Origin of the sequence: Marinomonas ostreistagni (assembly GCF_016888445.1) — a bacterium.
In the GTDB taxonomy this organism is placed as follows: Bacteria; Pseudomonadota; Gammaproteobacteria; order Pseudomonadales; family Marinomonadaceae; genus Marinomonas; species Marinomonas ostreistagni.
Genome location: NZ_JAFEKF010000003.1, coordinates 275,942 through 301,682, shown reverse-complemented (window position 1 = coordinate 301,682; position 25,741 = coordinate 275,942). Strand labels below are relative to the sequence as shown.

Annotated in this window: 21 protein-coding genes; 6 read left to right on the top strand and 15 right to left on the bottom strand. The window is 47.4% G+C overall.

The genetic code is table 11. The annotated features are described in order from the left end of the window. Positions 1-19 precede the first annotated feature (19 nt). Complete coding sequence (locus tag JQX58_RS11185) at positions 20-2,884, top strand: ATP-binding protein (RefSeq protein ID WP_204146938.1); 2,865 nt, start codon at positions 20-22, stop codon at positions 2,882-2,884. On the opposite strand, the gene acpS is transcribed toward JQX58_RS11185, so the two are convergent. The 7 genes from acpS to JQX58_RS11150 all read right to left on the bottom strand — a co-directional run bounded on the left by acpS (position 2,823) and on the right by JQX58_RS11150 (position 9,075). Further along, on the bottom strand, positions 2,823-3,206 hold the full coding sequence (acpS, locus tag JQX58_RS11180; RefSeq protein ID WP_204146937.1) for a holo-ACP synthase: 384 nt from the start codon (positions 3,204-3,206) through the stop codon (positions 2,823-2,825). The two genes, JQX58_RS11185 and acpS, sit on opposite strands and share 62 nt — an antisense overlap. 14 nt (positions 3,207-3,220) lie before the next feature. Beyond that, positions 3,221-3,964, bottom strand: a complete 744-nt coding sequence (recO, locus tag JQX58_RS11175) for a DNA repair protein RecO (RefSeq protein WP_204146936.1) — start codon at positions 3,962-3,964, stop codon at positions 3,221-3,223. 3 nt (positions 3,965-3,967) lie between these two features. Beyond that, a complete protein-coding gene (gene era, locus JQX58_RS11170; protein WP_204146935.1) occupies positions 3,968-4,882 on the bottom strand; it encodes a GTPase Era in 915 nt (304 codons plus the stop codon). Continuing rightward, a complete protein-coding gene (rnc, locus tag JQX58_RS11165; RefSeq protein WP_204146934.1) occupies positions 4,883-5,560 on the bottom strand; it encodes a ribonuclease III in 678 nt (225 codons plus the stop codon). A 17-nt stretch (positions 5,561-5,577) separates the two neighbouring features. Continuing rightward, positions 5,578-6,402: a signal peptidase I gene (gene lepB / locus JQX58_RS11160; protein WP_204146933.1), complete on the bottom strand. Its 825-nt coding sequence runs from the start codon at positions 6,400-6,402 to the stop codon at positions 5,578-5,580. Between the two features lie 51 nt (positions 6,403-6,453). Further along, positions 6,454-8,256 (bottom strand): translation elongation factor 4, encoded by a 1,803-nt coding sequence (gene lepA, locus JQX58_RS11155; protein WP_204146932.1) that lies wholly within the window; start codon positions 8,254-8,256, stop codon positions 6,454-6,456. A gap of 189 nt (positions 8,257-8,445) precedes the next feature. Next, on the bottom strand, positions 8,446-9,075 hold the full coding sequence (locus JQX58_RS11150; protein WP_204146931.1) for a riboflavin synthase subunit alpha: 630 nt from the start codon (positions 9,073-9,075) through the stop codon (positions 8,446-8,448). 294 nt (positions 9,076-9,369) lie between these two features. On the opposite strand from JQX58_RS11150, the gene JQX58_RS11145 reads away from it, so the two are divergent. Beyond that, the gene (locus JQX58_RS11145; RefSeq protein ID WP_204146930.1) at positions 9,370-10,212 is read left to right on the top strand and encodes a TraB/GumN family protein; all 843 of its coding nucleotides are present in this window, start codon (positions 9,370-9,372) and stop codon (positions 10,210-10,212) included. A 16-nt stretch (positions 10,213-10,228) separates the two neighbouring features. On the opposite strand, the gene glgC is transcribed toward JQX58_RS11145, so the two are convergent. After that, complete coding sequence (gene glgC, locus JQX58_RS11140; RefSeq protein ID WP_204146929.1) at positions 10,229-11,488, bottom strand: glucose-1-phosphate adenylyltransferase; 1,260 nt, start codon at positions 11,486-11,488, stop codon at positions 10,229-10,231. Positions 11,489-11,584: 96 nt separating this feature from the next. Between glgC and glgA the strand changes: the two genes are divergently transcribed. After that, a complete protein-coding gene (glgA, locus tag JQX58_RS11135; protein ID WP_204146928.1) occupies positions 11,585-13,021 on the top strand; it encodes a glycogen synthase GlgA in 1,437 nt (478 codons plus the stop codon). Positions 13,022-13,070: 49 nt separating this feature from the next. Here glgA and JQX58_RS11130 read toward each other — a convergent pair whose 3' ends face one another. Both JQX58_RS11130 and mrcB read right to left on the bottom strand, forming a co-directional pair. Beyond that, on the bottom strand, positions 13,071-13,898 hold the full coding sequence (locus JQX58_RS11130) for a substrate-binding periplasmic protein (RefSeq protein WP_204146927.1): 828 nt from the start codon (positions 13,896-13,898) through the stop codon (positions 13,071-13,073). 141 nt (positions 13,899-14,039) lie between these two features. Continuing rightward, on the bottom strand, positions 14,040-16,232 hold the full coding sequence (mrcB, locus tag JQX58_RS11125; protein WP_239090302.1) for a penicillin-binding protein 1B: 2,193 nt from the start codon (positions 16,230-16,232) through the stop codon (positions 14,040-14,042). Positions 16,233-16,458: 226 nt separating this feature from the next. Here mrcB and JQX58_RS11120 point away from each other — a divergent pair, with 226 nt between their 5' ends. Both JQX58_RS11120 and JQX58_RS11115 read left to right on the top strand, forming a co-directional pair. Further along, a complete protein-coding gene (locus JQX58_RS11120; protein WP_204146925.1) occupies positions 16,459-16,803 on the top strand; it encodes a Rieske (2Fe-2S) protein in 345 nt (114 codons plus the stop codon). A 70-nt stretch (positions 16,804-16,873) separates the two neighbouring features. Further along, entirely contained in the window at positions 16,874-17,332 is a 459-nt protein-coding gene (locus JQX58_RS11115) for a MarR family winged helix-turn-helix transcriptional regulator (RefSeq protein WP_204146924.1), read from the top strand. Here JQX58_RS11115 and JQX58_RS11110 read toward each other — a convergent pair. Both JQX58_RS11110 and JQX58_RS11105 read right to left on the bottom strand, forming a co-directional pair. Further along, on the bottom strand, positions 17,295-17,966 hold the full coding sequence (locus JQX58_RS11110; RefSeq protein ID WP_239090301.1) for an HD domain-containing protein: 672 nt from the start codon (positions 17,964-17,966) through the stop codon (positions 17,295-17,297). The two genes, JQX58_RS11115 and JQX58_RS11110, sit on opposite strands and share 38 nt — an antisense overlap. 3 nt (positions 17,967-17,969) lie before the next feature. Continuing rightward, complete coding sequence (locus JQX58_RS11105) at positions 17,970-21,098, bottom strand: EAL domain-containing protein (protein WP_204146923.1); 3,129 nt, start codon at positions 21,096-21,098, stop codon at positions 17,970-17,972. A 348-nt stretch (positions 21,099-21,446) separates the two neighbouring features. Here JQX58_RS11105 and JQX58_RS11100 point away from each other — a divergent pair, with 348 nt between their 5' ends. Continuing rightward, positions 21,447-22,325, top strand: coding sequence for a putative bifunctional diguanylate cyclase/phosphodiesterase (locus JQX58_RS11100; RefSeq protein ID WP_204146922.1), 879 nt, complete (start codon positions 21,447-21,449; stop codon positions 22,323-22,325). Between the two features lie 86 nt (positions 22,326-22,411). On the opposite strand, the gene JQX58_RS11095 is transcribed toward JQX58_RS11100, so the two are convergent. The 3 genes from JQX58_RS11095 to ectB form a co-directional block, all read right to left on the bottom strand. Continuing rightward, a complete protein-coding gene (locus JQX58_RS11095) occupies positions 22,412-23,854 on the bottom strand; it encodes an aspartate kinase (RefSeq protein ID WP_204146921.1) in 1,443 nt (480 codons plus the stop codon). 158 nt (positions 23,855-24,012) lie between these two features. Further along, a complete protein-coding gene (locus JQX58_RS11090) occupies positions 24,013-24,402 on the bottom strand; it encodes an ectoine synthase (protein WP_204146920.1) in 390 nt (129 codons plus the stop codon). Positions 24,403-24,416: 14 nt separating this feature from the next. Further along, a complete protein-coding gene (gene ectB, locus JQX58_RS11085) occupies positions 24,417-25,727 on the bottom strand; it encodes a diaminobutyrate--2-oxoglutarate transaminase (RefSeq protein WP_204146919.1) in 1,311 nt (436 codons plus the stop codon). Positions 25,728-25,741: the final 14 nt, after the last annotated feature.

Here is a 25,741-nt window from a genome sequence, read left to right as displayed (position 1 = left end):
TTTAGTAGAGAAATAGGAAATGTCTGACACCTCTCCTTCGGCTGTAAAACAGAAACTATGGAAAGCCATTTCCTTACCTATTATAGCGTTTATTATCGTCTCCAGCGGCTTAATGGCTTGGTTTGAAGCTTGGGGAGAGAAGCTACATTTTGAGCAGATCAATCAACACCTAACGCAACAGTCTGCTAACGCCAGCGAATACGCACTACTACTAAACGACAGCGCCCTAGTCGCAACTAACACCCAAGATCTGCTGCAACAGCAAGACGTCATTGGTGTCACCTATTACGACTCTAACAAAGACGTATTAAATCAAGCGGGTCACAATATTGCGCATGAGACACTAACAAGCGATCTAAAAAGTGCTTACCTTGGTGATCATGCTTACGTTGTCGTTGCGCCAATCTTTTACCAAGCAAACAGTAGCCTCGCCGCCAGCTCACTTTCCTCCACAGGCAATGCTGCCGCACTGATGCTGGCAGACGCAATCGGCATGCAAAGCGGTCAGAACAAAGACTTACTAGGCTGGATAGAGCTCACCATCTCCACTAAAGGCTTAACACTAGACATCATTCAACTCTGTGTATTTTTTCTGTTTTACGGGCTTTTAGCAGCCCTTATTTGTTTACTTATCTGTCGCTATATCGTCAATAAAACGGCACCACCTTACGATCGCCTCACTCAGGCGCTGGCGCATATTGCCAATGGTGAGTATCAAAAAGCTCATGCACTGACCTTTCCGCCATACATGGCATCATTAAACGACGACTTAACCTACATTGCCGATAAACTCGCCAATTATCGTCATGAGCTAGAAACAGAGATTGAGCAAATCACTCAAGAAACGCGCCAGAACGCAATTCAATTGGAAGAACAAAGCGCACAATTGTATATCGCCAACAAAGAAGCGACGGAATCCAACCGACTCAAAACCCAATTTCTGGCTAACATTTCCCATGAAGTACGCACACCGCTTAATGCAATTTTAGGCTACACCAAGCTGCTGCAAAAAGATCAACTTGAAAACCAGCAAAAAACCTACGTCGACACCATCGAAAAATCGACTCACAACCTACTCGCCACCATCGGTGACATTCTCGACTTTTCCAAAATTGAGTCTGGAAAACTAGTGCTTGAGCCAAGCGATTTTAACCTACGCGAATTGATTGAAGAGGTATTTCACACACTCTCTTCCACCTTGCTGACCGACGAAAAAGACCTTAACTTAATCCCAAAATTCTCTTCTGAACTGCCCGAATGGCTGAAAGGTGACGCCATTCGCATTCGACAAATTCTGACCAACCTAGTTGGCAACGCCATCAAGTTTACCCAAACAGGCTCAGTAGAGGTAATCGCCTCCATGTTGAGCCATGAAGGCGAGCAAATTGAAGTCCAAATTCAAGTAAAAGACACGGGCATCGGAATCCCTGCCAGTAATCTTAATCAATTATTCAAACCGTTTTCGCAAGTGGATCCAAGCAGCTCCCGCAATTACGCCGGAACAGGCCTTGGTCTAGTCATTACCCGCAAACTCATCGAACAAATGAACGGTAAGATTGATGTAGAAAGCGAACCCAACCGCGGCTCAAACTTTCACTTCACCATCCAGCTAAAACCTTCAAGCAAAGCCGACTCAGCTTATGAGTCGCTAAACCAACACCTGCTTATCCTTGAGCCCAACAAACAGTATCGTGATCATATCGGCTCTTTTGTCCAACAATTAGGCGTAACATATGAGATCAGCAGCTCCATAGAGCAATTGATGCAGACTCTTCATTTGAGCCAAACGGGCTATGATGCAGCATTGCTGCATGTGGATCACACTGAACGTTCGATCAGTGAAACCGCTGAATTAGTGCAATACCTACAAACTCGCTTTGGCATTCACTGCACCTTAATGACCAAACCTAGTAGTTATATCGAACCACAATCCACACTCTATCAACTGGTAGATAGCGTACTACTTAAACCTGTCAGCCCAAGTAAGCTGCATCAAACCCTGCTTGAGCAACGTTTGAGCGATACCCAGACCAGCGTAACGTCCGTCACATCAGATCCAACACCCGTCGTCGAGCAAGCCGAATCAGACAGTCCTTTTGCCGCTCTGCATATTTTGGCGGTCGATGACACCCCGGTTAATTTACAGTTACTGGGTCACTGGCTAAAGCCTCATAACATCCAGCTAACACTGGCTAATTCAGGCATTCAGGCACTTGAGCTGGCGCAACAGGAAGTGTTTGATCTGGTCCTCATGGACATCCAAATGCCACAAATGGACGGTATGGAAGCGACGCGACAACTGCGCCAACGCGATGACTATAAGGACGTACCAATCATCGCTTTGACGGCTCATGCGCTGGAGGAAGAAAAACGCTCCATGCTTGCCAGCGGCATGAATGCTTATCTCACCAAACCCGTTAATGAAGAAATTCTCCTCAACACTATCAACGAGTGGTGCACTAAAAACCAGAGTCTAAGCACTTTGGTGGACGATGAAATCCGTCAAATCTTTGACGTCGATAAAGCCGTCGCCATGACCAGCCAAAACATCAGCGCGGCAAAAGAGATCTTTGATATGTTCATGGATACATTAAAGCAGGATAAGCGCCTGCTGCCGCATCAGTTTGCCAATCAGGAGCTCGACAAACTCATTGCTACGGTGCACCGTATTCACGGAGCTAGTAAATACACAGGCTGCATTGAAGTAATAAAGCACGCTAACTTCTTGGAAACGCACCTAAAAGAGTTAGGTTTTGATGAGGTAGATGAGGTCTATCAAGATTTCATGGAAGCGATCGAACAGTTAGAAAGTATTGCTGCGGTTATCCCTTGGTCTCAAGCGTCACAAACGCCACAGCAAACGTCTGCTCATCTGACAAGCTAAGCTGCCAGCTTAGCTCACCTTCAAGATGTTGACACACCTCTGCTGCCACCTCTAGCACCGGCTTGCCTGAGGCCAAGTTACGCACCGTAAAGTGCTGAAAACTGACACCATTTCCGATCCCAGTTCCCAACGCCTTGACTGCAGCTTCTTTCGCTGCAAATCGTTTCGCCAAAAACGCCACCGCTCGCTCTGGCGATAAATGTTCAAATTGCTGCAACTCAACTGGGGTTAAAATGCGCTTAGCAAACCGCATCCCCAAACGCTCGTAAGAGGTGCGAATACGTGTAATTTCTACGATATCCGTGCCAATTCCAATAATCATACCGACTCCAATTATTACTCTCGTGCCATTTTAAACAGTGGCACTTGCCACAGACGCGCTCCCTCATAAGAGCTGACCGGTAACAACGAACGAGACTTAAGCACACGCCCACCCAAGGCTTGATCCAACCAAGCGCGATGCAGCTCTTTGGCCAACGCTAGCACCGTCTTATCCCCCCAACGCCCCTCACTGTAAGCTTGGGCCGCGGCACCATCTAAAAACACTAAGGGCTTAATCTTGGGCTGCTCACCAAAATACGGCCGCAAGCCAATCTTACTATGAAACTGATACAGCTGAGCGCTATGTACTACCTCACCACGCGCGGTAGACTGCAAGTTAATAGCCATACCTAGCTCATCAAACAGCCCTACTTCAAAACGCCGCAGTAAGGGCGCGGCAGGCACATCTTGAGCCAAGTGTGAAATCAGCCATTGATACAAGGTAAATAAATCCACCAGCGGCAAATTCAACGGCGCCAAACGCTCGAGCAACTCATGCACATAAAAGGCACAGTAAAGGGCACGCCCCTGCAAAGCCATCCCCGCCTCAAGTGGCTCTGCTGAGCGGATGTTTTTTAGTTCGGATTTGCCGCTTAACTCAAACTCATGTAACAAAAAAGACCCGGGGGACACCCGAGTCTCTTTTTGTTTTTTGCGCCATACACCGCGAACCAACCCCGCCTCAAGGGTAAAAAGGTCTAGCAGAACTTTATCGTCCTGAAACGGGCGGGTATGAATTACATAACCTTTCGCTTGCACGGCTTAATCATCTTGATAGCCTAAGCTCGCCAGAGCGCGTTCATCGTCTGACCAACCTGAGCGCACTTTGATCCACAGGTTAAGCATGACCTTTTGCTGGAACAAATTCTCCATATCAATGCGCGCTTCTTTACCGATCAGCTTAATCTTTGAGCCCTTTTCACCGATAATAATACGCTTTTGACCATCTCGCTCTACCAGAATCAAGGCACTGATATGAATGGTTGACCCTTCGAAGACAAACTCTTCGATTTGCACCGCCACCTCATAAGGTACTTCTTGACCCAGCTGGCGAGTAATCTTCTCACGCACGATCTCAGACGCCAAAAAGCGCGAACTGCGGTTAGTAATTTGATCTTCAGGGTAGTATTGCTGACCTTCTGGAATATAGCTCTCTACTAGATTTTCGAGACGATCCAAGTTCTTGTTGCGCAAAGCTGAGATAGGAACAATTTGCGCGAATTCCATTTTTTCAGACAGCTGCGCCAAACGCGGCAAAAGCTCGTCTTTTTCTTCCAACTTATCTACTTTGTTGACAACCAACACCACCGGACACTCAGCGTAGCGGACCCGTGACAACACCACATCGTCCTCTTCTGTCCAGCGCTCAGCATCGATCACAAAAAGCACGAGATCGACATCTTTTAACGCCGACGAGGCGGTGCGGTTCATATAGCGGTTAATCGCTTTATCTTGACCTTTATGAAGCCCAGGCGTGTCGACATAGACAGTTTGAATATGGCCGCGAGTTTGCACACCTAGAATCTGATCACGCGTTGTTTGCGGTTTACGCGATGTAATCGATAGTTTCTGCCCCAAAATGTGATTCATCAGTGTTGATTTGCCGACATTTGGGCGACCAACAATGGCGACGAATCCACAGTGGGTAATCTCTTGAAACGTTTCTTCGTTATGCATCTAGTTCTTTTCCAACTCTTTTAGGGCTTTTTCAGCAGCGTTCTGCTCAGCAATACGACGGCTGTTGCCTTGGCCTTCTATCGGCACTTCGAACAACTCAATTTGGCAGTGGACAAAGAAAGTTTGCGCATGCGGCTCACCAACAATATCGACTACTTCATACTGAGGCAGCGCATGCTTACGAGCTTGCAAAAACTCTTGCAAACGTGTTTTCGCATCTTTGGTCACAACCTTTAAAGACGTTGCATTAAGACGCTCTTTGTACCACTCCAAAATGTGCTGACGGCAAACATCCATACCAGCATCCAAGTAGATGGCACCGATAATTCCCTCAACCGCATCCGCTAGGATGGAATCACGACGAAAGCCACCACTTTTTAATTCGCCAGCGCCGAGTTTCAAAAAATCACCTAATTTGAATTCGCGTGCCAACTCCGCCAAGGTATCGCCTTTTACTAGCGAAGCACGCAGTCGGCTTAACTCCCCTTCCTTTGCTTTAGGAAAGCGATGGAACAGGTCCTCAGCGATGACATAATTCAAAATCGAGTCTCCTAGAAACTCAAGGCGCTCATTGTTTTTACCACCGAAACTACGGTGTGTTAACGCCAATTCTAGCAGTCCAAGGTCGGCAAAAAAGTAACCAATGCGCCGACACAGTTTGTCATAAAGAGAGCTCAAAATTTCTCCAAAAAGTACTAATCAATTAAACCATTATTCTTAAAGCTTGGGAGACTGAAAAACTCATCCCAATGCAACCAAACATAAAACGCTCGGCCTTTTAAATTTTGTTCTGGTACAAAGCCCCAAACACGGCTGTCCGCACTGTTATCACGGTTGTCACCCATGACAAAGTAATGCCCTTCAGGCACCACCCAATCCCCTTCCAAAGGATTGCTACGGTAGCTCTTATAAATGTCATGTGACACGCCAGCGAGGTCTTCACGATACACCGCGGCAGGTTCACGACTTGGATTCAAAGAAGTCTGTAATTCAGCTAGTAAGTCTTCCTCAACTAGCTTACCGTTCACCATTAAACGCTTGTTGTGATAGCTAATCACATCACCCGGCAAACCGATCATGCGTTTAATATAGTTCAAACTCGGGTTTTGCGGGTATTTAAACACCACCACATCACCGCGCTCAGGCTCCGTAGTCGGAATCAGCGTGGTATTCAAAACCGGTAGACGTAAACCATAGTCGATCTTATTAACTAAGATGAAGTCACCAATTTCCAGAGTTGGCAACATAGAACCTGAAGGTATCTGAAACGGTTCTACCACAAATGAACGCAAACCAAAAATCACCGCAATGATGACAAAATAGGACTTCACTTCTGTCAGCCACTTAGGTGTATCAGCCAACTTTTGCTTTGCATTCTTATCCAATGCGGCACTCGCTTGTGGCGCCATTTCAGCCAGCACTGCCTTACGCTTTGGGGCATATACAATACGATCGTAGATCCAAGCAGCAAAGGTCACGATGAAAGCAAGCGCCAGGATTAACTCAAAATCAAAATCCATGCTATTTCTCCAAGAAAAAGAGCCGCAGGTTTGCGGCTCTGATAGATCCTACTAGCTGTCTACTTGTAAGGCGGCTAAGAACGCAGCTTGAGGAACTTCAACGTTACCTACTTGCTTCATACGTTTCTTACCCTCTTTCTGCTTCTGCAACAGCTTCTTCTTACGACTTACATCACCACCGTAACACTTGGCAGTAACGTTTTTACGCATCGCTTTTACCGTCGTACGCGCAATCACTTTCGCCCCTACAGCGCCTTGAATCGCGACATCAAACATTTGACGTGGAATCAACTCTTTCATTTTTTCACACAACGCACGACCTTTGGTTTGAACGTTGTCACGGTGCATGATCAAAGCAAGCGCATCCACTCGGTCACCATTGATCAAAATATCCAAACGACATAATGGCGCCGCTTCAAAATGATGGAATGAGTAATCCAGTGACGCAAAACCACGGCTACAAGATTTAAGGCGATCAAAGAAATCCAACACCACTTCGTTCATCGGCAAGTGGTAGCGCAACTGCACTTGGCTACCGATGTACTGCATATCTTTTTGAATACCACGCTTTTCAACACACAAGTTGATTACGTTACCCAAATAATCTTGCGGTACTAGAATGTTGGCCTCAACAATCGGCTCGCTCATTTCTTTGATCGTACCTGGATCGGGCATTTTAGAAGGGCTATCAACGTCGATAATATCGCCGTTATTAAGCTCAACCTTGTACACTACTGTCGGTGCCGTAGTGATCAAATCCAAATCGTATTCACGCTCTAAACGCTCTTGGATGATTTCCATGTGCAGCATACCTAAGAAGCCACAACGGAAACCGAAGCCTAGCGCGTCAGAGGATTCTGGTTCGTAGAACAATGAAGCATCGTTTAGGGTCAGCTTGCCCAATGCCTCACGGAAATCTTCGTAGTCGTCTGCACTGACTGGGAAAAGTCCAGCGTAGACCTGCGGCTTCACTTTTTGGAAACCTGAGACCATAGGCACATCTTGCGTATGCGTATGAGTAATAGTGTCACCCACTGGCGCACCTAAGATATCTTTGATACCGGCCACTACATAGCCTACTTCACCTGCACGCAACACGCCGGTCTCAGTACGCTTAGGCGTAAAGATACCCACCATATCTACTGGATGCGTTTGCTTAGTCGACTTGATGAAGATCTTGTCTTTTTTGCGCAGCGTACCTTGCTTGATACGCACCAAAGACACCACGCCTAGATAGTTGTCAAACCATGAATCGATGATCAAAGCTTGCAAAGGTGCTTCGGTATCACCCTCTGGTGGTGGAACAGTTTTGATCAAGCGCTCTAGGACATCTTCCACGCCCATGCCAGTTTTGGCCGAACAAGTCACCGCATCGGTAGCATCGATACCGATGATCTCTTCGATCTCCTCTGCCACACGCACTGGGTCGGCTTGTGGCAAGTCGATTTTGTTAAGCACCGGCATGACCTCAAGGCCTTGTTCGATTGCCGTATAACAGTTAGCGACGGACTGTGCTTCCACGCCTTGTGCCGCATCGACCACCAACAAAGCGCCTTCACAGGCCGCTAATGAGCGCGACACTTCGTAAGAAAAGTCCACGTGTCCTGGGGTATCGATAAAGTTAAGTTGGTAGGTGTTACCGTCGGCTGAATCGTAGTCCAACGTCACACTTTGTGCCTTGATGGTAATGCCGCGCTCACGTTCAATGTCCATCGAGTCCAAGACTTGGTTGGCCATTTCACGCTCGCTCAAACCTTCACAGCTCTGGATAAAACGATCGGCTAAGGTCGATTTACCATGGTCAATGTGCGCTATGATAGAAAAATTTCGGATGTGCTTTAGATTGTTTGACACGTTACACTCACACTTTAAAAGCGATTTCTATAAGAGTACCTGTTGATAAGCCAACTATCTTGATGTCATCAAACAGCGAGTAAAAGACTTATAAACAGGTTCTCAGGGTAAAATATGGCGCGCATTCTATCGAAAATCCGTGCTAGACACCATTTATTTCAACGGTTGCGCGCCTAAGTTACGCATTCACTAGGGCAAAACGATGCCGCGCTGCTTTAACACACGCTCCACCGTATCAACCGTCGCTTGCGTATGCGCATCAATCTCTAGATTGACCTTATCACCCTCTTTAAGCAGGCCAAATGTGGTTAAGCGTAAAGTTTCAGGAATTAAAGATACTTCGATCCAGTCATCGCCAATATCACTGATGGTCAAACTGGCGCCATTTAAGCCCACATAACCTTTATCAAATAAATAACGGCGCGCGTCCACTTCTGGATTATCCACCGCAAAGCGTAAGTGGTAGCTCTCCTTCACCTGCTCTACCTGACGCACAGTAACGGTCGTCATAATATGGCCAGACATTACGTGCCCACCGATTTCATCACCCATTTTGGCGGCACGCTCAAAGTTAACTTGTGTGCCAGGTGTTAACGTACCGATGTTAGTGAGATTAAGAGTGGTATCAATCACATCAAAGGTCAGGATATCGGCTTCCATCTTCGCGACGGTTAAACACACACCATTGATCGCAACACTTGCACCGAGCTGCTGATTAAGCATGATGCCTTGAGGAAAACGGATTTGTAAGCGCATATTGCGTCCATCTGCTTGACAGGACTCAACTTGCGCCATACCTTGAACAATACCAGTAAACATATAAAGATCCTCAATCAAACTTTGGCATGGCTTCTCAACGGTCATATAGAGGCTTTGTATCGCCACTGGAGAATAAATATACTAACCTGTCTCAACGCCCACAATTAAAGGCTTTGAGCAAGTTATCACATAGTCTCTACAGGGGTTATCCACAAGCAGCGGGGATAAGCCACTGTGTTTTATTGCCCGCACTATGACCTTATGCATGCCCTAAAAAATTTCATCAAGTCTAGCGCTTTCATTTGCTTAGTACTAGTGTACTCAGGCCTTAGCCACGCCCAGAACTTGCCTTTTATGTGGCAGGTACAACATCAAGGGGCACTGGTTTACTTAGTGGGCTCAATCCACGCTCTGACACAAGACTACTATCCTCTACCGTCAGTGTATCAGGAGGCTTTTGCCCAAGCTGATCGCTTAGCCGTCGAACTCAACCCACAAACGTTGGATGCCAATACCTCGGCACGCTTAGTACAAAGCAAAATGTGGTTGCCAGCAGGACATACTTTAGAAGCCTATCTTAGTGACCATGAACTTGATCAGCTTAAACATTACGCTGAGACAAGTGGTAGCGACTATCAACGCGCTCTTCACCTACGCCCTTGGATGCTGGTCGAACAATTAACCCAGCACCAACTCAAACAAGCCAACTATGACGCCAACTACGGCATTGACCTGCATTTTTTGACGCGCGCACAAGAACGCCAGCTCCCTATCCTTGAGCTAGAAACCTTAACACAGCAAATCAATGCCATAGCCAACGCGCCTTTTCGAGCACAACTCGCCATGCTCAAAAGCAGTTTGACGCAAATGGATGATAGCGATTATATGGCACAAATGACTGAGTATTGGCGTGAAGGTGATGCCGACGGGCTGTATAACTTTGTCTATCAAGACGTGCTGGATAATCCTGACTTAAAACCGATGATGACGTTCTTACTCGATCGTCGCAATCGCCATATGGCGGATGTCATTAGTATTTATTTGAATCAATCACCAACGCGGCGGGTCACAACATTTGTTGTGGTGGGGGCATTACATTTGACTGGACCTAACAGTATACAGAAAGAACTCGAGCGCAAAGGTTATCGTGTGCAACGTGTCGTGCCCCAAAGCATAGAGCAGCCAGTCTCAAACTAGCTGCTCTGGGGACTCCCTATGTCACAGGCTCCAGCTTGTCGACCATGGCTTGTGTCACCAACACAATGCCATCTTCATTCCGGTAAAAGCGCTCAGCATCTGCAACAGGGTCTTCGCCAATAATGGTATGCGGCGGAATATGCGTATCCGAATCCACCACCACATTGGTTAATTGACAATAACGACCGATATCACAGCGTGGTAACACCACGGACTTCTTAACATGTGAATAAGAGTTCACGCGCACATTATTAAACAGAATCGATTGCTCAACGGTTGAGCCTGATACGATGCATCCCGCAGACACCACAGAATTTAATGCCGTACCGATACGCTCCTCGTAGTTGTAGTTAAACTTAGCGGCAGGTCGCTGGTAATGGGTGGTGCGAATCGGCCAAGACTCGTCATAAAGATCAAGCTCCGGCACCAGTTTTGTGAGATCCATATTGGATTCCCAATAAGCGGTCAAGGTACCTACGTCGCGCCAATAAGGTTTATCTGGGTAACTATCGTTTTGAATACAGCTTTTAGAAAAGTGATGGGCTTTAATTTTTGAGCGACCGACAAACAATGGAATTAAGTCTTTACCAAAGTCATGACTAGACTCACAGTCTTGGGCATCATTCATCAAGTTATCGCGCAAAAACTGCGTGCTGAAGATATAAATCCCCATGCTGGCCAAAGATACGTCAGGTTTACCTGGCATGGTAGGCGGGTTAGTGGGCTTTTCTTCAAAGGCGATAATATTGTCGTCTTCATCTACATGCATAATGCCAAACTGGTCAGCTTCTTTGATCGGCACCTCGATACACGCTACCGTCACATCAGCATTGTTCTCTATATGCTCTTGCAACATCAGACTGTAATCTTGGCGATACACATGATCCCCCGCCAAGATAAGAATGTATTCACTATCAAGTGAATCAATCATCTTGAAGTTCTGATACACCGCATCGGCGGTACCACGGTACCACTCTTCACCGGTTTGTTGCTGGGCAGGCCAAAGCTCGATGAACTCATTGAAATCCGAACGCAAAAAGTTCCAACCACGCTGTACATGCTGATTTAGGGTGTGCGAGCGATACTGTGTCAGCACTGCAATTTTTCTCATCCCAGAGTTAATGCAGTTGGACAGCGGAAAATCTATGATTTTATACTTACCGGCGATTGGCACCGCTGGCTTGGACCTGTGATCGGTTAATTGCTTCAGTCTTGATCCTCGACCTCCCGCTAGAATCAACGAAAGTGTTTTCATACGCGCGGCATTTAAATCCATATTTCACCTTTACAATTTATCCAAGCCTAACACCACACTAGGCATTTATTTAGATATACTCTGGTCATATTACTAAATCAATACGAAAACGGAATTATGAAAATACTCTTCGCATCATCTGAAATACATCCTCTTATTAAAACCGGCGGTCTTGCAGATGTTGCCGGAGCATTACCCGTCGCCTTACGCCAAAAAGGACTCGATATTCAAGTTATCATGCCCGCCTACTCAGGCATGCTTGAAAAGGTCAGCGCCATTCACCAAAGCGTCAATCTTGGCAATCCATTTGGTGTGGGTGACCTACACTTGCTGCAGGCAACCCTGCCGGATAGCGAGTTGCCAATTTATCTTGTGCAGTGCCAAAGCCTCTTCGAACGCGAAGGAGGCCCCTATCTGGACCCGCAAGGTCAAGACTTTCAAGACAACCATTTACGCTTTGCAGCCTTCTCTTGGGCCTGCGCTTTTGTCGCGCAACATGGCCACTTATTAGGTTGGCAGCCCGACATTTTACACCTCAACGATTGGCAAACCGGTTTTGCCGCAGCCTATCTTAAAAGCTGGAAGCTCAACCATATCCCAATCGTGACTACTGTGCATAACTTGCGCTACAACGGCAGTTTTGACCTAGCAAGCTACCCTGAGACGCGCCTGTCCAATGAACTCCTTTCCTTGCATGGCATGGAGTTTTACGGCCGCTATTCTGCCCTTAAAGCGGGGCTGGTTTACGCCGACGCCATCACCACAGTGAGCCCGACTTACGCCGCTGAAATCCTTACACCTGCTTTTGGCGATGGTTTAGATGGTACGCTTGCTGCCCTGCGACACAAACTAAGCGGTATTCTAAATGGTGTAGATTACAACGAATGGTCACCGGAGCGAGATGGTCATATCGCGCAGCAATACACTGCTAACAACCTTGATGGCAAGCTGAAAAACAAACTGGCACTGCAGCGTGAGAATAATCTGCCTGAGCGCGCTGATGCTGTGGTTTTTGGCGTGGTGAGCCGCCTCACCGAGCAGAAAGGTCTCGACCTAATTCCTGAAGCTATTATTCCAGCACTAGAACAAGGCGCCATGCTAGTGTTACTAGGCTCTGGAGATAAAGCGCTAGAGTTACAATACCTGAATCTACAGGCACGCTTCCCAGAGCAAGTGAGTATTCGTATCGGCTATGACGAAGCTTACTCACACCGCCTACAAGCAGGCGTTGACGTGCTATTAATCCCATCGCGCTTTGAACCGTGTGGTCTGACGCAACTGTACGCTTTGAAATACGGCACCTTACCGCTAGTACGTCATACCGGCGGCTTAGCCGATACGGTTTTTGAAGACGGTCCAGAGGCCAATGGCTTTGTGTTCTACGATGCCAGCACAACAGCATTAGGCGAGACGATCCAACGGGCTCTGCATACCTTTGCCGACACCGAACGCTGGCGCACCTTACAGACCACCGCCATGAATCAAGATCACAGCTGGGATAAAGCTTGTGATCAGTGGCTCGCACTGTATCGACGCCTGCGTCCTGATGCCTAAAAAAAGGCCGAGAGCGCAAACTCTCGGCCTTTTTAATTTAGTGCGATCATTACTGACGCGACCAATTGGTAAAAGATTCCAACAACACGGCCTTAGGCACGCCCTCCTGAACCAGATCTCTTAGGGCATCATTGATCTGTTGCTTCAATATCTGATTATTACAAGGCGACTTCTTTGATAACGCTAAAAATAAACCTTCACTACTGATAGCAGGGTCCACTGCGACGACTTTATCGTTTAGCCCTAAATGATCAACGTAGGCAATACCAGGGCTGCGCTCATAGAGCACATAATCTGCACGGCCAGCAGCTAACATTGAGAAGGCTTGTTCGACACTTGCTACAGATAAGATATTTAGATTTTGCTTAGCGTAATTATCAAAGGTTTGGCCAAAACTGTTGTTTATAACCGTCACTCCCCAGCGCCCTTTTAAGTCTTCCCAACTGTGGTATTCGAAGGTGGCATCATGGGCTTGCCAGACAGAGCTTTTGGTATACATCATCGGAGTGGCAAAATAGCTCATGTAATCCGCTCGACCAGAGGTATAAAACGCGCCTGCCATCAGGTCTGCACGTCCTGATCGGATTTCTTGCTGCGCCCGAGACCAAGGCCCAACATACACAGTCTCTATCTTTATGCCAATGCGTTTCGACAACTGGTCTAGCAACTTCACTACCGCGCCATGTAAGTGCCCACTTTCATCTTTACCCCATAAAAATGGCGGATACTCAGGATTACCTGTCGCAGTCAGCAGCTTGCATTGCTGCACTTCTTCCTCCGCCTGAGCCGCTTGAACGCTGCTTAATACCAATAACGCAAAGCAGGCAAAAGGCTTAAAACGACGAACAATACTGTGACAAAAACAACGTGTTAACATTGAGCTTCAATCACTCCATCGGCTAATACATTAATGCAGCTCTTTTCTTAAACTCAAAGGCAAGAATCTGATACTACTTTTTTTGGATAGTAGCAGACCTATGTTAACAATTCATTGACTTCATCAATAATTAAACGCTATTTAAAATGGCCAAAAACAACTGGTTGATTCACGTGGCTGAGTGCCTTCAATAAACGGCAAACTCACCTTCTCATCGCAACGATCTGCAGCGATTTTAAACTCATCAGTTTTCACCTGATAATAATTTGCGCCCTCTGGCAAAGCCCGCTGTAGAGAGTTTTGTGGCAATTGTTTGGCAAAATCGATCCATACCCATTGCGCTCCCGAACTGCCCGTAATACTCATGGGGCGATTATCATCTTGGCCAAGCCACACGGTCGCCAAATAATCATCAGAAATCCCCACAAACCAGCTGTCGCGTTGGTCATTGGTGGTGCCCGTCTTAGCAGCAAAGCGTAAGTTAGGTAGCTGGGCTTGAGCAGCCCGCGCCGTCCCCATTTCAGGAGATTTGGTCATGCCTGCTAGAGTGACTCCTAGCGCCGCTTGCGTAAATGGCACATCAGTACTGCGATCAAAGCGCTTGAGAACTTTACCTTCTTGATCCATGACGGACAAAACGATCCCCAGCTCGCTACTCACACCTGTGGAAGCGATCGGCTGATACAATCGCGCCACCTCAAACGGCGACAATTCAAGTGATCCTAACGCCACCGACGGATACATGGTAAAGGGTCGTTTAACACCTAACTGACGCAACGTCTGAGCAATTCGATCAAACCCTAGCTCACTGGCCAAATCAATGGTGGCTAGGTTATAGGACTTGGCTAAGGCCACATACAAAGGCACCTCGCCATGAGTTTTACGACTGTAGTTTTGTGGCTCCCAAATATCTTGTCCTACTCGAAAACGCTTGGGCTCATCTTGCAGACGATCCCACCAGGTGTAGCGCCCTGAAGCGATTGCGGTTAAATAAATCGGCGGTTTAGCCAGCGAACCGATGGGCCGCACGGCACCCAAAGCGCGGTTAAAGCCACTGTAATATTCATCAGATGAGCCAACGACCGCGCGCACTTGCCCAGACAAGCGATCGGTCACCACCATCGCACCTTGCAGCCCCTTGAGCGCTTGGCGTTCTTTGGTTAAGCGCGCTACCTGATCATGCATCGCCGCCATCGCGGCACGCTGGGCTCGCACATCAAGACCGGTGTAGATACGCAAATTTTCCGTCGCTAACGTCGCTTGATCAAAGTCGCGCTCAAGCTGCATCGACACTAAGTCTAAGTAATCGCCAAACACCGAGCGTTGGCGTCCTTTATCAGCCAAGCGTAACGGTTGCTTTTTAAGTACCGCCGCATCGGTCGCGGCTAAACGCCCCTGCTCAACCAACAATGACAACACCACATTGCGGCGTTGTTGGGCGCGCTCAGGATTGCGTCTAGGATTGTATAACGAAGGGCCTTTGACCATACCGACCAATAGAGCTTGCTCATCAATGTTGAGCTCGTTTAACGGGCGACCAAAAAAATGCTGACTGGCCGCTGCAAAACCGTGCAACGCATTACTGCCATCTTGGGCCAAATATACCTCATTAACGTAAGCCGTCATGATGTCTTGCTTGCTATAACGGTACTCCAACAAGAGCGCCATAAACACTTCCGTAATTTTACGGCGGTAGGTGCGCTCAGAGCTCAAAAACATATTTTTAATCAGCTGCTGAGTCAGAGTCGAGCCCCCTTGGCGACGACTACCAGAGGTCACGTTTACTAGCGCAGCACGGGCAATCCCCGTGATAGAAATGCCCATATGCTCGAAAAAGTCGCGATCTTCCGTCGCCACTAAGATTTGGATTAAACTTTTGGGGATCTGCTCATAAACCAGAATGTCACGGTTTTCGGTATTACCACCATATAAGTAGCCAATTTTCTGTGGCTCCAACGTGGCATAGGGATAGCGTTTGCCCGACACGTCTTGGATCTGCAACCGCCCGTTAGGGAAAGAGAATACCCGCCTAGCCGCCGGATGGTATCCTTCGTGATCGGTATAAGCGCGCAAATGCGCACTCACCTTAGTTTGACTACGAGCCGCCCAGCCAACTTTCTCGCTGTTACGCCCAAAACGATAGCCGACATCCATCAGCAAGGCCTCTAAATCCGCTTTGCGCCAAAGCGAGCCATCCCTCAATACGGTAGGCGCACTGTACACCTCTGCGGGCACCTGCCATTTTTGGCCCTCAAAACGTGCCACCACTTGTTTATCCAGCCACCATATCCAAGCAGCGAAAGGCACACTGGCCAATAGACCAATGATGATCAACCACTTAAATGACGTGCGTAACCAAGACGAGCGCTTTGCGCCCTTTGTCGTCTTCTTGTTAGACTTTTTGGGAGTGCGCTTTGCCGACGTTTTTTTTGCTGATGGGGAGGATTTTTTAGTCATGGGGGCGAGTATAAAGGGGTCACAAGCACTCAGCAATTGAGTAATATGGGCGATTATTAGAATTTTCAGTATCGATACGTTTTCCTAACAATTAGACCACATCATGAGCCTACCGCCACTGCTTTTACCAAAAGCGATTACGCACCATATTGACGCCCTGCAAGACGATCAAGATCTGGTCTTTTCCGTACAAGAGTACAGTTTTATCGCTTTGAAACACGCAGGTAAGCTGTACCTCTATCGCAACCAGTGTCCGCACCAAAATAAGCGACTAGGCACAGAGCACTGTCTTGATGACAGCGCGTCACTGATCGAGTGCCAACATCATGCTGCGCAATTTTTACCGCACACTGGTCGTTGTATCAGTGGGCCATGCCAAGATATGACCTTGACCGCCTACGTTATGAAACAAGACCAGTCTGAAACGTTTTTGATTGAAGCTACATAATGACACAGCTATCAAAGCGAATTTTTGTTAAGCTTGGTCCACGAAGCATGAATAAAATCGAGTACTGATCATGACGAACCACGATAAAGAACGCGATATCCAAAGCGCTATCATTAACATTATTTCGAGCTTACGCCGCGCCATGCGTTTTGCGATGGAACAAAATAATGTGCCGCTGTCTCCCTTGTATTTCATCATGCTCAAATTAATCCATGATAACGACCGCTGCACAGCCCTACAGCTGGCGCATCTTTCAGGGCGTGATAAAGGTCAAATCACGCGCTTAATTAAAGAGCTCGAAGCGCAAGGGTTGATATTTAAATGTCAGAATCAAGAGGATAAACGCAGCTTTTTTCTGGAGCTATCTAATCAAGGTCGCGCCTGCTTCAATGAACTTGAGCAATATGACCTAGAAGCGCTCCACGCCATGACAAAAGGGATCGACGAGCAACAACTGACGCAATTTCTAGCCACAGCCGAACGCATGGCGGTTAACCTAAGTCAGTATCCCAACCAAACTCGGGACTGATCTCGTGCTTAAGCTGTCCTAAAAATTGGCGCATAAACTGAGTGCGCTGGGCCGCCTCTTCACGTCCAGCTTGGGTCGTAAAGCTTTGCTCAAGTCGTAATAATTTCTGATAAAAGTGATCCAAGGTAAAGGCCTGATCATCAGGCGCACGCTGCTGACAGAAAGGATCCTCAAAATCATACAGTGCCCGTTGCAAGGCACCACCCACCATAAAACAACGCGCCATGCCTATGGCGCCCAACGCATCCAATCGATCCGCGTCCTGAACAACCTTCGCCTCGATGGTTTGCGGTGCTATCTTGGCACTGAAACTGTGAGCGGCTATGGCATGCTGTACGGCCTCGATAAAGGTTTGCGGAAGCTGTTGTTGCGCCAACAATGTACCGGCCTGCTGCGCCGCCGCTTGCGACGCTAACTGTCGCTCAGGGTGATGTTTGGGATAATTGACCAGATCATGCAACCAAGCAGCAACCGTGACGACCTTGAGATCCGCCTGCTCTGCTTGCGCTAAGCGCTGGGCAGTAGCCACCACCCGTTGCAAATGCGCCCAATCATGGGCACTGTCTTGAGGCATTAGCGTCTTAACCCAAGTGTGACACTGGGCCACTAATTGCTCTAACGAAAGATTAACCAACGCCTATTGCTCCTGCTCAAACACTGCATCGTGACACCAACGACGATACCAACTAAGCACCTCATCCGCCGGCATCGGTCTTGAAATACAATAGCCCTGCCCTAGCTCACACCCTAGCTCTAATAAGCGCGCCATATGCTCTGGCGTTTCCACGCCTTCGGCAATGACTTTCAACGAGAACGCTTCGGCAAAACCAATAACCCCTTTAATGATCGCTAAATCGTCTTTGACTTCGAGCATATCCCGCACAAAGCCGTGATCAATTTTCAATATATCCACCGACAGCTCTTTCAAGTGGCTTAAGGTCGAGTAACCAGTGCCAAAGTCGTCCAATGAAATGGTCATTCCCATATCCTTGCAGGCATCGATCACACAGGACACGGTTGCTAAATCTTCAATCGCACTGGTTTCCAAAATCTCCAATTCCAACGCCTTCACGACCGATTCAGGATAGTCCTCTATCAAGGATTTGAGTTCATCGATAAAATTTGGCTGTTGTAGTTGATAGCCAGCTAAATTGACACTGACGCCTTGCAGAAAGCCTTGGCGCTGCCATTGATCAATTTGCGCTAACGCCGTCTTGATCACCCAGGTACCAATCTGTAACTCCAATGGCTGATTAGATACCGCTGGCAAGAACGCCGCCGGTGCCATGATCCCATGCTCGGGATGCTGCCAGCGAATCAAGGCCTCATAGCCAATCACTTCTTGGGTACGCATATTCACTTTCGGCTGATAATAAAGGCAGAACTCTTCTCGGGCGTAAGCCGTTTGTAGCTCCTCATAAAAGCGGTGTTGCTCTACCAAGATACTTTCTTCACTTAGATCAAATTGTCGCAGGCGATTGCGCCCGGTAATCTTAGCTTGATACATCGCCTGATCGGCTTGCCTAATGAGCTGATCGGCCTCTACCGAACGCTCTTGAGGATAGTAAGTCACGCCGATACTGGCACTGATCTGCAAGCTTAGCCCTGTCACACTAAATGGTGCTGATAGCTGCTCAAGCAGCGTATTAAGCATGGTTTCGATATCGCTATGCGCGGCATCAATCGGCATCAAGAGTACAAATTCATCGCCACCGAAACGTGCCACAGTCGAGCTATCGCTTAGAGTCGCCAGCATACGCTTAGCAACCTCAATTAACAGCAAATCTCCGATTTCATGACCAAAGGTATCATTCACTTCTTTAAAGCCGTCTAAATCAAGAAAAGCCAACGCAAACTTCTCATTTCCCCGCTCTACACGAGCGATACTTTGGTTCAAGCTGGAAGTTAAGTTGGTGCGATTGGCCAAACCTGTTAGAGAGTCGTAATAGGCAATATGCTCCAGTTGCTCTTCATTGCGTTTTTGTCGGGTAATATCAGAGAACAGTGAAATATAGTGCGAGACACGCCCTTGGGCATCTCGTACAGCGACGACAGTCAAGTTTTGTGCGTAGATATTGCCATCTTTGCGTTTGTTCCAAACTTCCCCTTCCCAGAAGCCCATGTTGACAATCTGATACCACATCGCCTCATAAAACTCGCGACTCTGTCGCCCTGAATTCAAAATACGTGGATTCTCACCCAAAATTTCTTCACGCGTGTAGCCTGTAATGCGTGAAAAGGCCGTATTCACATCCAAAATATCACCACGCGGCGTGGTGATTGCTATGCCTTCACGCGCATTAGCAAAGACACTCGCCCAAAGTTCTAACTGCTCTTCACTTGAGTGTCGCTCGGTCACATCCGAATGTGAGCCAACCAATAAAACGATTTCTCCTGCCTCATCACGAATAGCCTGTAAGCGATCTTCGATCCAGATCCAATCATCTTGTTTTTGCAAGCGGTAAGAAAAAACCAAGGTCCCGGTACATCCTTTCAAGCGCCATTCACGAAACGTACCCAACACTCGTGTTAAATCCTCATCGTGAATGGGACGTTGCCACCAATTATCCGCTTTTTTTAAAGCATCTGCCGAGACGCCGTACAATGACGAACAATTACTGCTGATGTATTTGGCCTGAAACTGGTCGGGATCAAGGGAGTAAATAACCGTTGGGCTACTCGACAACAATGTATCGAGTTGTTGATTACTTTTGGTCAGCAGCAGTTGCGCTTCTTTTTCTTTGGTCACTAACTTGGATAAGTGTTGATTTTGACGATAAGTAAACCAAGACAAAAAGATCAGCACGACGGCCGCGATGCTTAGCAACAAAAAGTACGGCGCATAGTGTTTGATAAACGCCCACCACGTGTCTGACACGTCATCATAAGGCCTCACAGATAACGCCTTAAAAGTCGACTCAGTCGCTAAATAATCCCGTGCCGGTACAAAGCCATAATAACCCGCTTGATCTTGGCTTTGACTGACGATCGAGAGATCTAAAAGCGTCGCAGCGACACGCTGAACGATATCCGCATCCAGCCCAGAACGGGCGACAAAAGTCCATTCTGGATACAGGTCTGTCGAGTGTTTAAAAGGATAATCGCCCTGCGGCTGATCATTTAAGATACGTAAGTCGTGCCATGATAGCTGCCCTGATTGCACTAATTTTTCCAGCACTCCAGTGCGCACAAACCCTATAGGATCGTGTTCTTGTAGTACCGCTTCAACCACTTGCGCAGCACTGTCATAGAGCGTTAGTTCATCTTGCTCCGGCACCTTATAACCCAGACTCTGCAGGGCATATGCTTGTGCCGGGTAATTTTCCAAAAATTCTGGGTGCGTCGCAGCGATACGATAATGAGCTAAATTTTTCAGCGTAACCGCATGATTGTCTTGGCGCGTAAACATGACGCCACCCAATTGACTAGTCGTTTGACCTTGATAACCGCGTTTAAGGGTTAACAATGCTGCATCGAGCTTGCCATCACGACGAGCTTTTAAATAGTGTGCCGGATCGAGTAATAAAAAATCGTATGTTGGGTTAATTGAGGAGCTATTGAGTTGTTTTGGAGTAATGACATTGAGCTCAAATTCATGCGCAGGAAACTGTTGCTCTAAGATATCAATAGCGGGTTGGTAATTGGCCATTAGCATGACATCAGCATGGTAGGCTACTACCGCAACACGTAAAGGTGGCTGGGCATTCACTGACCCTGCCAACACATACAACATTAAAAAACCCAATATCCATTTATTAAACAGCATAATGATACCTAGCCAATGCGCACCGTTGCTTTCGATCTTACTTGATCATTTGTAGACCTTTTCTACCTGCACCCTAGTTGGCGTGCAGGATTGCCCTGAGTGAAACGGTATGTATGTCACTCATCACCTTTAACCGGAGCAAAACTTTAACACATTATCTGACTAGGCCGCCCCTTAGCCTGATCAATATTCGACTTTTTGATTCGCATCAAGCACTGACAAATCAAATGACCCTTAAGCGACATTCTTTATTGAATCGTAAAAACACGCTTTGCGTCACCCACTTTCATAGGCATACTCAAACTTCGTGCAATAATAATGAAAGCTATATGAGTTAATCTGTGCAGGATGGCTGGCGCAGGGCTCTACGAGGCCAAGCGACGCGGTAAAAATCAATATGTGCTGTTTACTGAAGCAATGCGTAACCGCTCCATTCACTCACATCAAGAAGAGTTGGCACTCACCAAGGCCATTGAATCAAAGCAGCTGGTCCTCTACTTTCAACCGCAATTAGACCTCGACCATCACACTATTGTAGGTGCCGAAGCTTTGGTGCGCTGGAACCACCCTAATAAAGGAGTGGTTTATCCAGACCAATTTATTCCCTTAGCCGAACAATCTGGTTTGATTCTAGATCTGGGCCGCGATGTGATTGAGCAAAGTTTCGCCTACCAAGCACGCCGCCATCAGCTTGGCTTGTTTTCCATCAAGCTACACATCAATTTATCGGCGGTACAACTAAGTGATAGCGAGCTAGTGCCCTTTGTAGAGCAAATGATGCGCCGCTATGGCATACCTGGCCATCTGATTGGCTTTGAACTGACAGAAACGACTTTATTAACAGACCTAAAGCTGGCCCAAACGACCCTGCAACAACTTAAGGATTTAGGCATTTCGATCGCTGTGGACGACTTTGGCACCGGCTTTTCATCGCTGGGTCAGTTGAAAAACCTCCCTGTAGACTTACTTAAAATTGACCGTAGCTTTGTGCAAGAGATGGAAATCGATAAAGATGACAAAATGATGGTAGAAGCCATCATCGCCATGGCTCACAAGTTGGACATTATGGTCGTGGCCGAAGGCGTAGAAAAGTCGGATCACCTAACATTATTAGCCCAACTGGATTGTGATATGGCCCAAGGGTATTACATAGCTAGGCCGATTCCTGAAGCGGATTTCAATGAGTTTTCAGAGCACTTTACCTTAGCGACTTCTTGCAATAAGTAGATAAACCTAGACATTAAAAAACCCTAGGGATCTTTGGCCCCACAGCCATTGATCACTAGGGTTTCGAGAGCGGCGCTAAGTATAACTTATGATGCTAAACAGATTGCTCGGCCGTGGTTATGAGATTCGACCAAGGCTTCGTGCAAGCTGCGAATCGCCACTTCGTAATCCTCTTCATCAACGACAAACTGCATATCTACCTGACGCATTGACTGGTGCATCGCGATCACGTTGATCTGTTGCTCTGAAATCGCTTTAACAGCGCTTGCTAGCATACCGGTCGTCTTCATATCCGAGCCAATCGCAGAAACAATCGCTACTTTGCGTTGTACGATGTCAGCACCTGGGAACTCTTCACCCAAAATGCGCATCACACGCTTGAGCGTTTTCAAGTTAACCGCTAGATAATGCGTAATACTGTTAGCATTAATATCTTTGGCGATGATGTGCGCCCCCAGCTGGTTCAAGACGCGCAAAATGCCCATATCGAAGGTATCGATTTCGCCAGCCATTTCTTGGTCAAATAACTCAACCGCATACACGCCACGGCTACCCGCAATGATCTCGACGCAGGGTGCGTCCGACACGTAATCACCAGTAATCAAGGTACCCGTATGTTCTGGTTCAAAGGTATTTTTCACACGCAGTGCAATCTTGCTTTGACGTAAGCCTTTCGCCGCTTTCGGGTGAATCGCTTCCATCCCAAGATTGGCTAACTGGTCCGCCACATCGTAGTTGGTACGGCCAATTGGCACGGCTTTGTCTTCGCCGACCAAACGCGGGTCCGCACTGCTTAAGTGGAACTCTTTATGGATGATGGCTTCACGCGCCTCAGTTAGGACTGCGATACGACTAAACGTCATTTCAGAGTAACCACGATCAAACGTGGTCATCAGACCTGTTTCACTGTGCGCATAACCCGTCGCAATCGGCAGCTGAGTCGCCAAATCAACGTCTTTAAAGGCATCCAAAATACGCTCGTCAAGCGACATGTGTGTGTCTGTATTCCAGCCCGTTAGGTCAACAAATACGGCATTGACACCATCACGCTGAAGTAAATGCGCCATGTTCCAAGCACTGTGTGCTTCACCTAAACTTGCCAACATCTCACGTACCGTAGAAAGATGCTCGCTGATAGCAAAGTGACCGTGAGAACACAAACGGCTCAGATCTTCTAACGCTTCTTGTGCTTGATCTAAGCGCTCAACCAAAAAGCCATTGGCTTCTTTTAGCTGTTCACTCTCGCCAAACAAATCGCGGTTAATGTCGAGCATGGTTTGACGAACATCGGCAAACGCATCACGCCAGCCGCTTTCTTTGCGGTCTTGAGCGAAATGCGCATAGATGCCAGCGTCACCTGTTTTCTTGTGTTCAAGCAGCTTATCTGTGATGCCGCCGTAGGCAGATACGACGAAAATACGTTGATATAGATCTTCGCTGCCTGCCGCTTTAAAAATTATGTTATCTCGAACCGAACGGTAGTCGCTCATGGACGTGCCGCCGATTTTATCAACTGTATGTTGTGCCATTTCTTATCCGAATATCTTATTGGGCCGAAGAGGCTCCGACCTAGTTTGAGCGCCGCCGCGTAGTGTGTCATAAGGACGCTTAAATATTAAGCATGAATTACACTTTTCTGAAGTATAGATGACACTTTTTAGCCCGCATTGGCGCTCTTTAGCGCTAGTTATTCAACCAGCTCATAGGCGCCTTCTGCGTTATGCACTTCCTGCCCTGTAACTGGTGGATTAAAAACACACGCGAGTGTTAATTCAGTAAACGCACGTAAGGTGTGACGATCATGTTGATCTAAGTTGTACAGAGTGCCCGGCTTAATCGCATACACACGGCCATCTTCGCGGCTTTCGATCTCACCTTCACCAGCGATGCAGTACACGGATTCCACATGATTCTGATAGTGAAACTGACATTCCTGCTCTGCGAAGATAGTCGTTATGTGAAACGAATAGCCCATGCCATCCTCTTTGAGCAGCATCCTAACACTTTGCCACTTGCCATCTGGGGAGGTCACTTTGCGAGCATTTTGCTCACATTCATGCAGTGTTCGTACAATCATTAAAACCTCCTTTTTTAAACGGCAATATCATAGTTTTCATCAAAATAATGGCGCTCTTCTGGCATATCATCGGTCTTGGCACACACCTCGCGAATCGCCTGCTCGACAATGTCGAGACCTTGTTTAAGCTCTTCCTGTGTAATAGTTAATGGACATAAGAACTTCACTACCTGATCCTCAGCGCCTGAGGTTTCTATCATTAAATGCCGCTTAAAACAGGCACGTGTCACTTGGCTGGCAAATTCACCACTGACGCAATTAATACCGCGCATCATGCCACGCCCACGCACACTAAAAGTCCCCTCACCAAGCTCTTCGACTACGGCGTTAAGTCGGTCTTCAATGTATTGGCCTTTTAAACGTACTTGCTCTGCGAAGGCGTCATCACGCCAGTAGGTTTCCAGCGCAGCTTTCGCCGTCACAAAGGCTAGGTTATTGCCTCGAAATGTGCCGTTATGCTCGCCAGGCTTCCATTGATCCAGCTCTGGCTTAAACAACACGATGGCAAAAGGTAAACCGTAGCCACTAATAGATTTAGAGAGCGTCACGATGTCGGGCTTAATACCTGCTGGTTCAAAACTAAAGAAGGTTCCTGTTCGGCCACAACCCGCTTGAATATCATCAACGATCAATAACACTTGGTGCTTTTTACACACTGCCTCAAGATTCTTAAGCCACTTTAAGCTAGCAGCATTGATACCGCCCTCACCTTGCACCGTCTCCACTAAGACAGCCGCGGGCAAATCCACCCCACTGGAAGTGTCTGTAAGTACTTTGTCCAAATATTCCGTGGTTTCGATATCATCACCTAGGTAGCCATCGAATGGCACTCGAGTCACCCCACCGAGGGATGTGCCAGCCACGCCGCGATGATGAGCGTTGCCCGTCGCGGCAAGCGCGCCCAAGCTACAACCATGAAAGCCATTGGTAAAGGTGATAATGTTTTCTCGACCGGTGACATTACGCGCCAGCTTCATCGCGGCTTCGATAGCATTAGTGCCCGTAGGTCCCGTAAATTGCATGCGGTACTCCAGCTGGCGAGGATCAAGGATGCATTCTTTGAACGTTTCTAAGAATTCACCCTTTGCTTTGGTGTGTAAATCCAAGCCATGAGTAATGCCATCTTCTACTATGTAATCAACTAATCGCTGCTTTAGTATTGGGTTGTTGTGTCCATAATTAAGCGTCCCAGCGCCTGCTAAAAAATCGAGATACTGCGTACCCTCCTCATCGTACAAGTAACTGCCTTGGGCTTTATGAAACACACGTGGGAATGAACGGGCATAAGACTGTACTTCGGATTCGATCTCCTCGAAAATTTTCATAACTCATTGTCCTC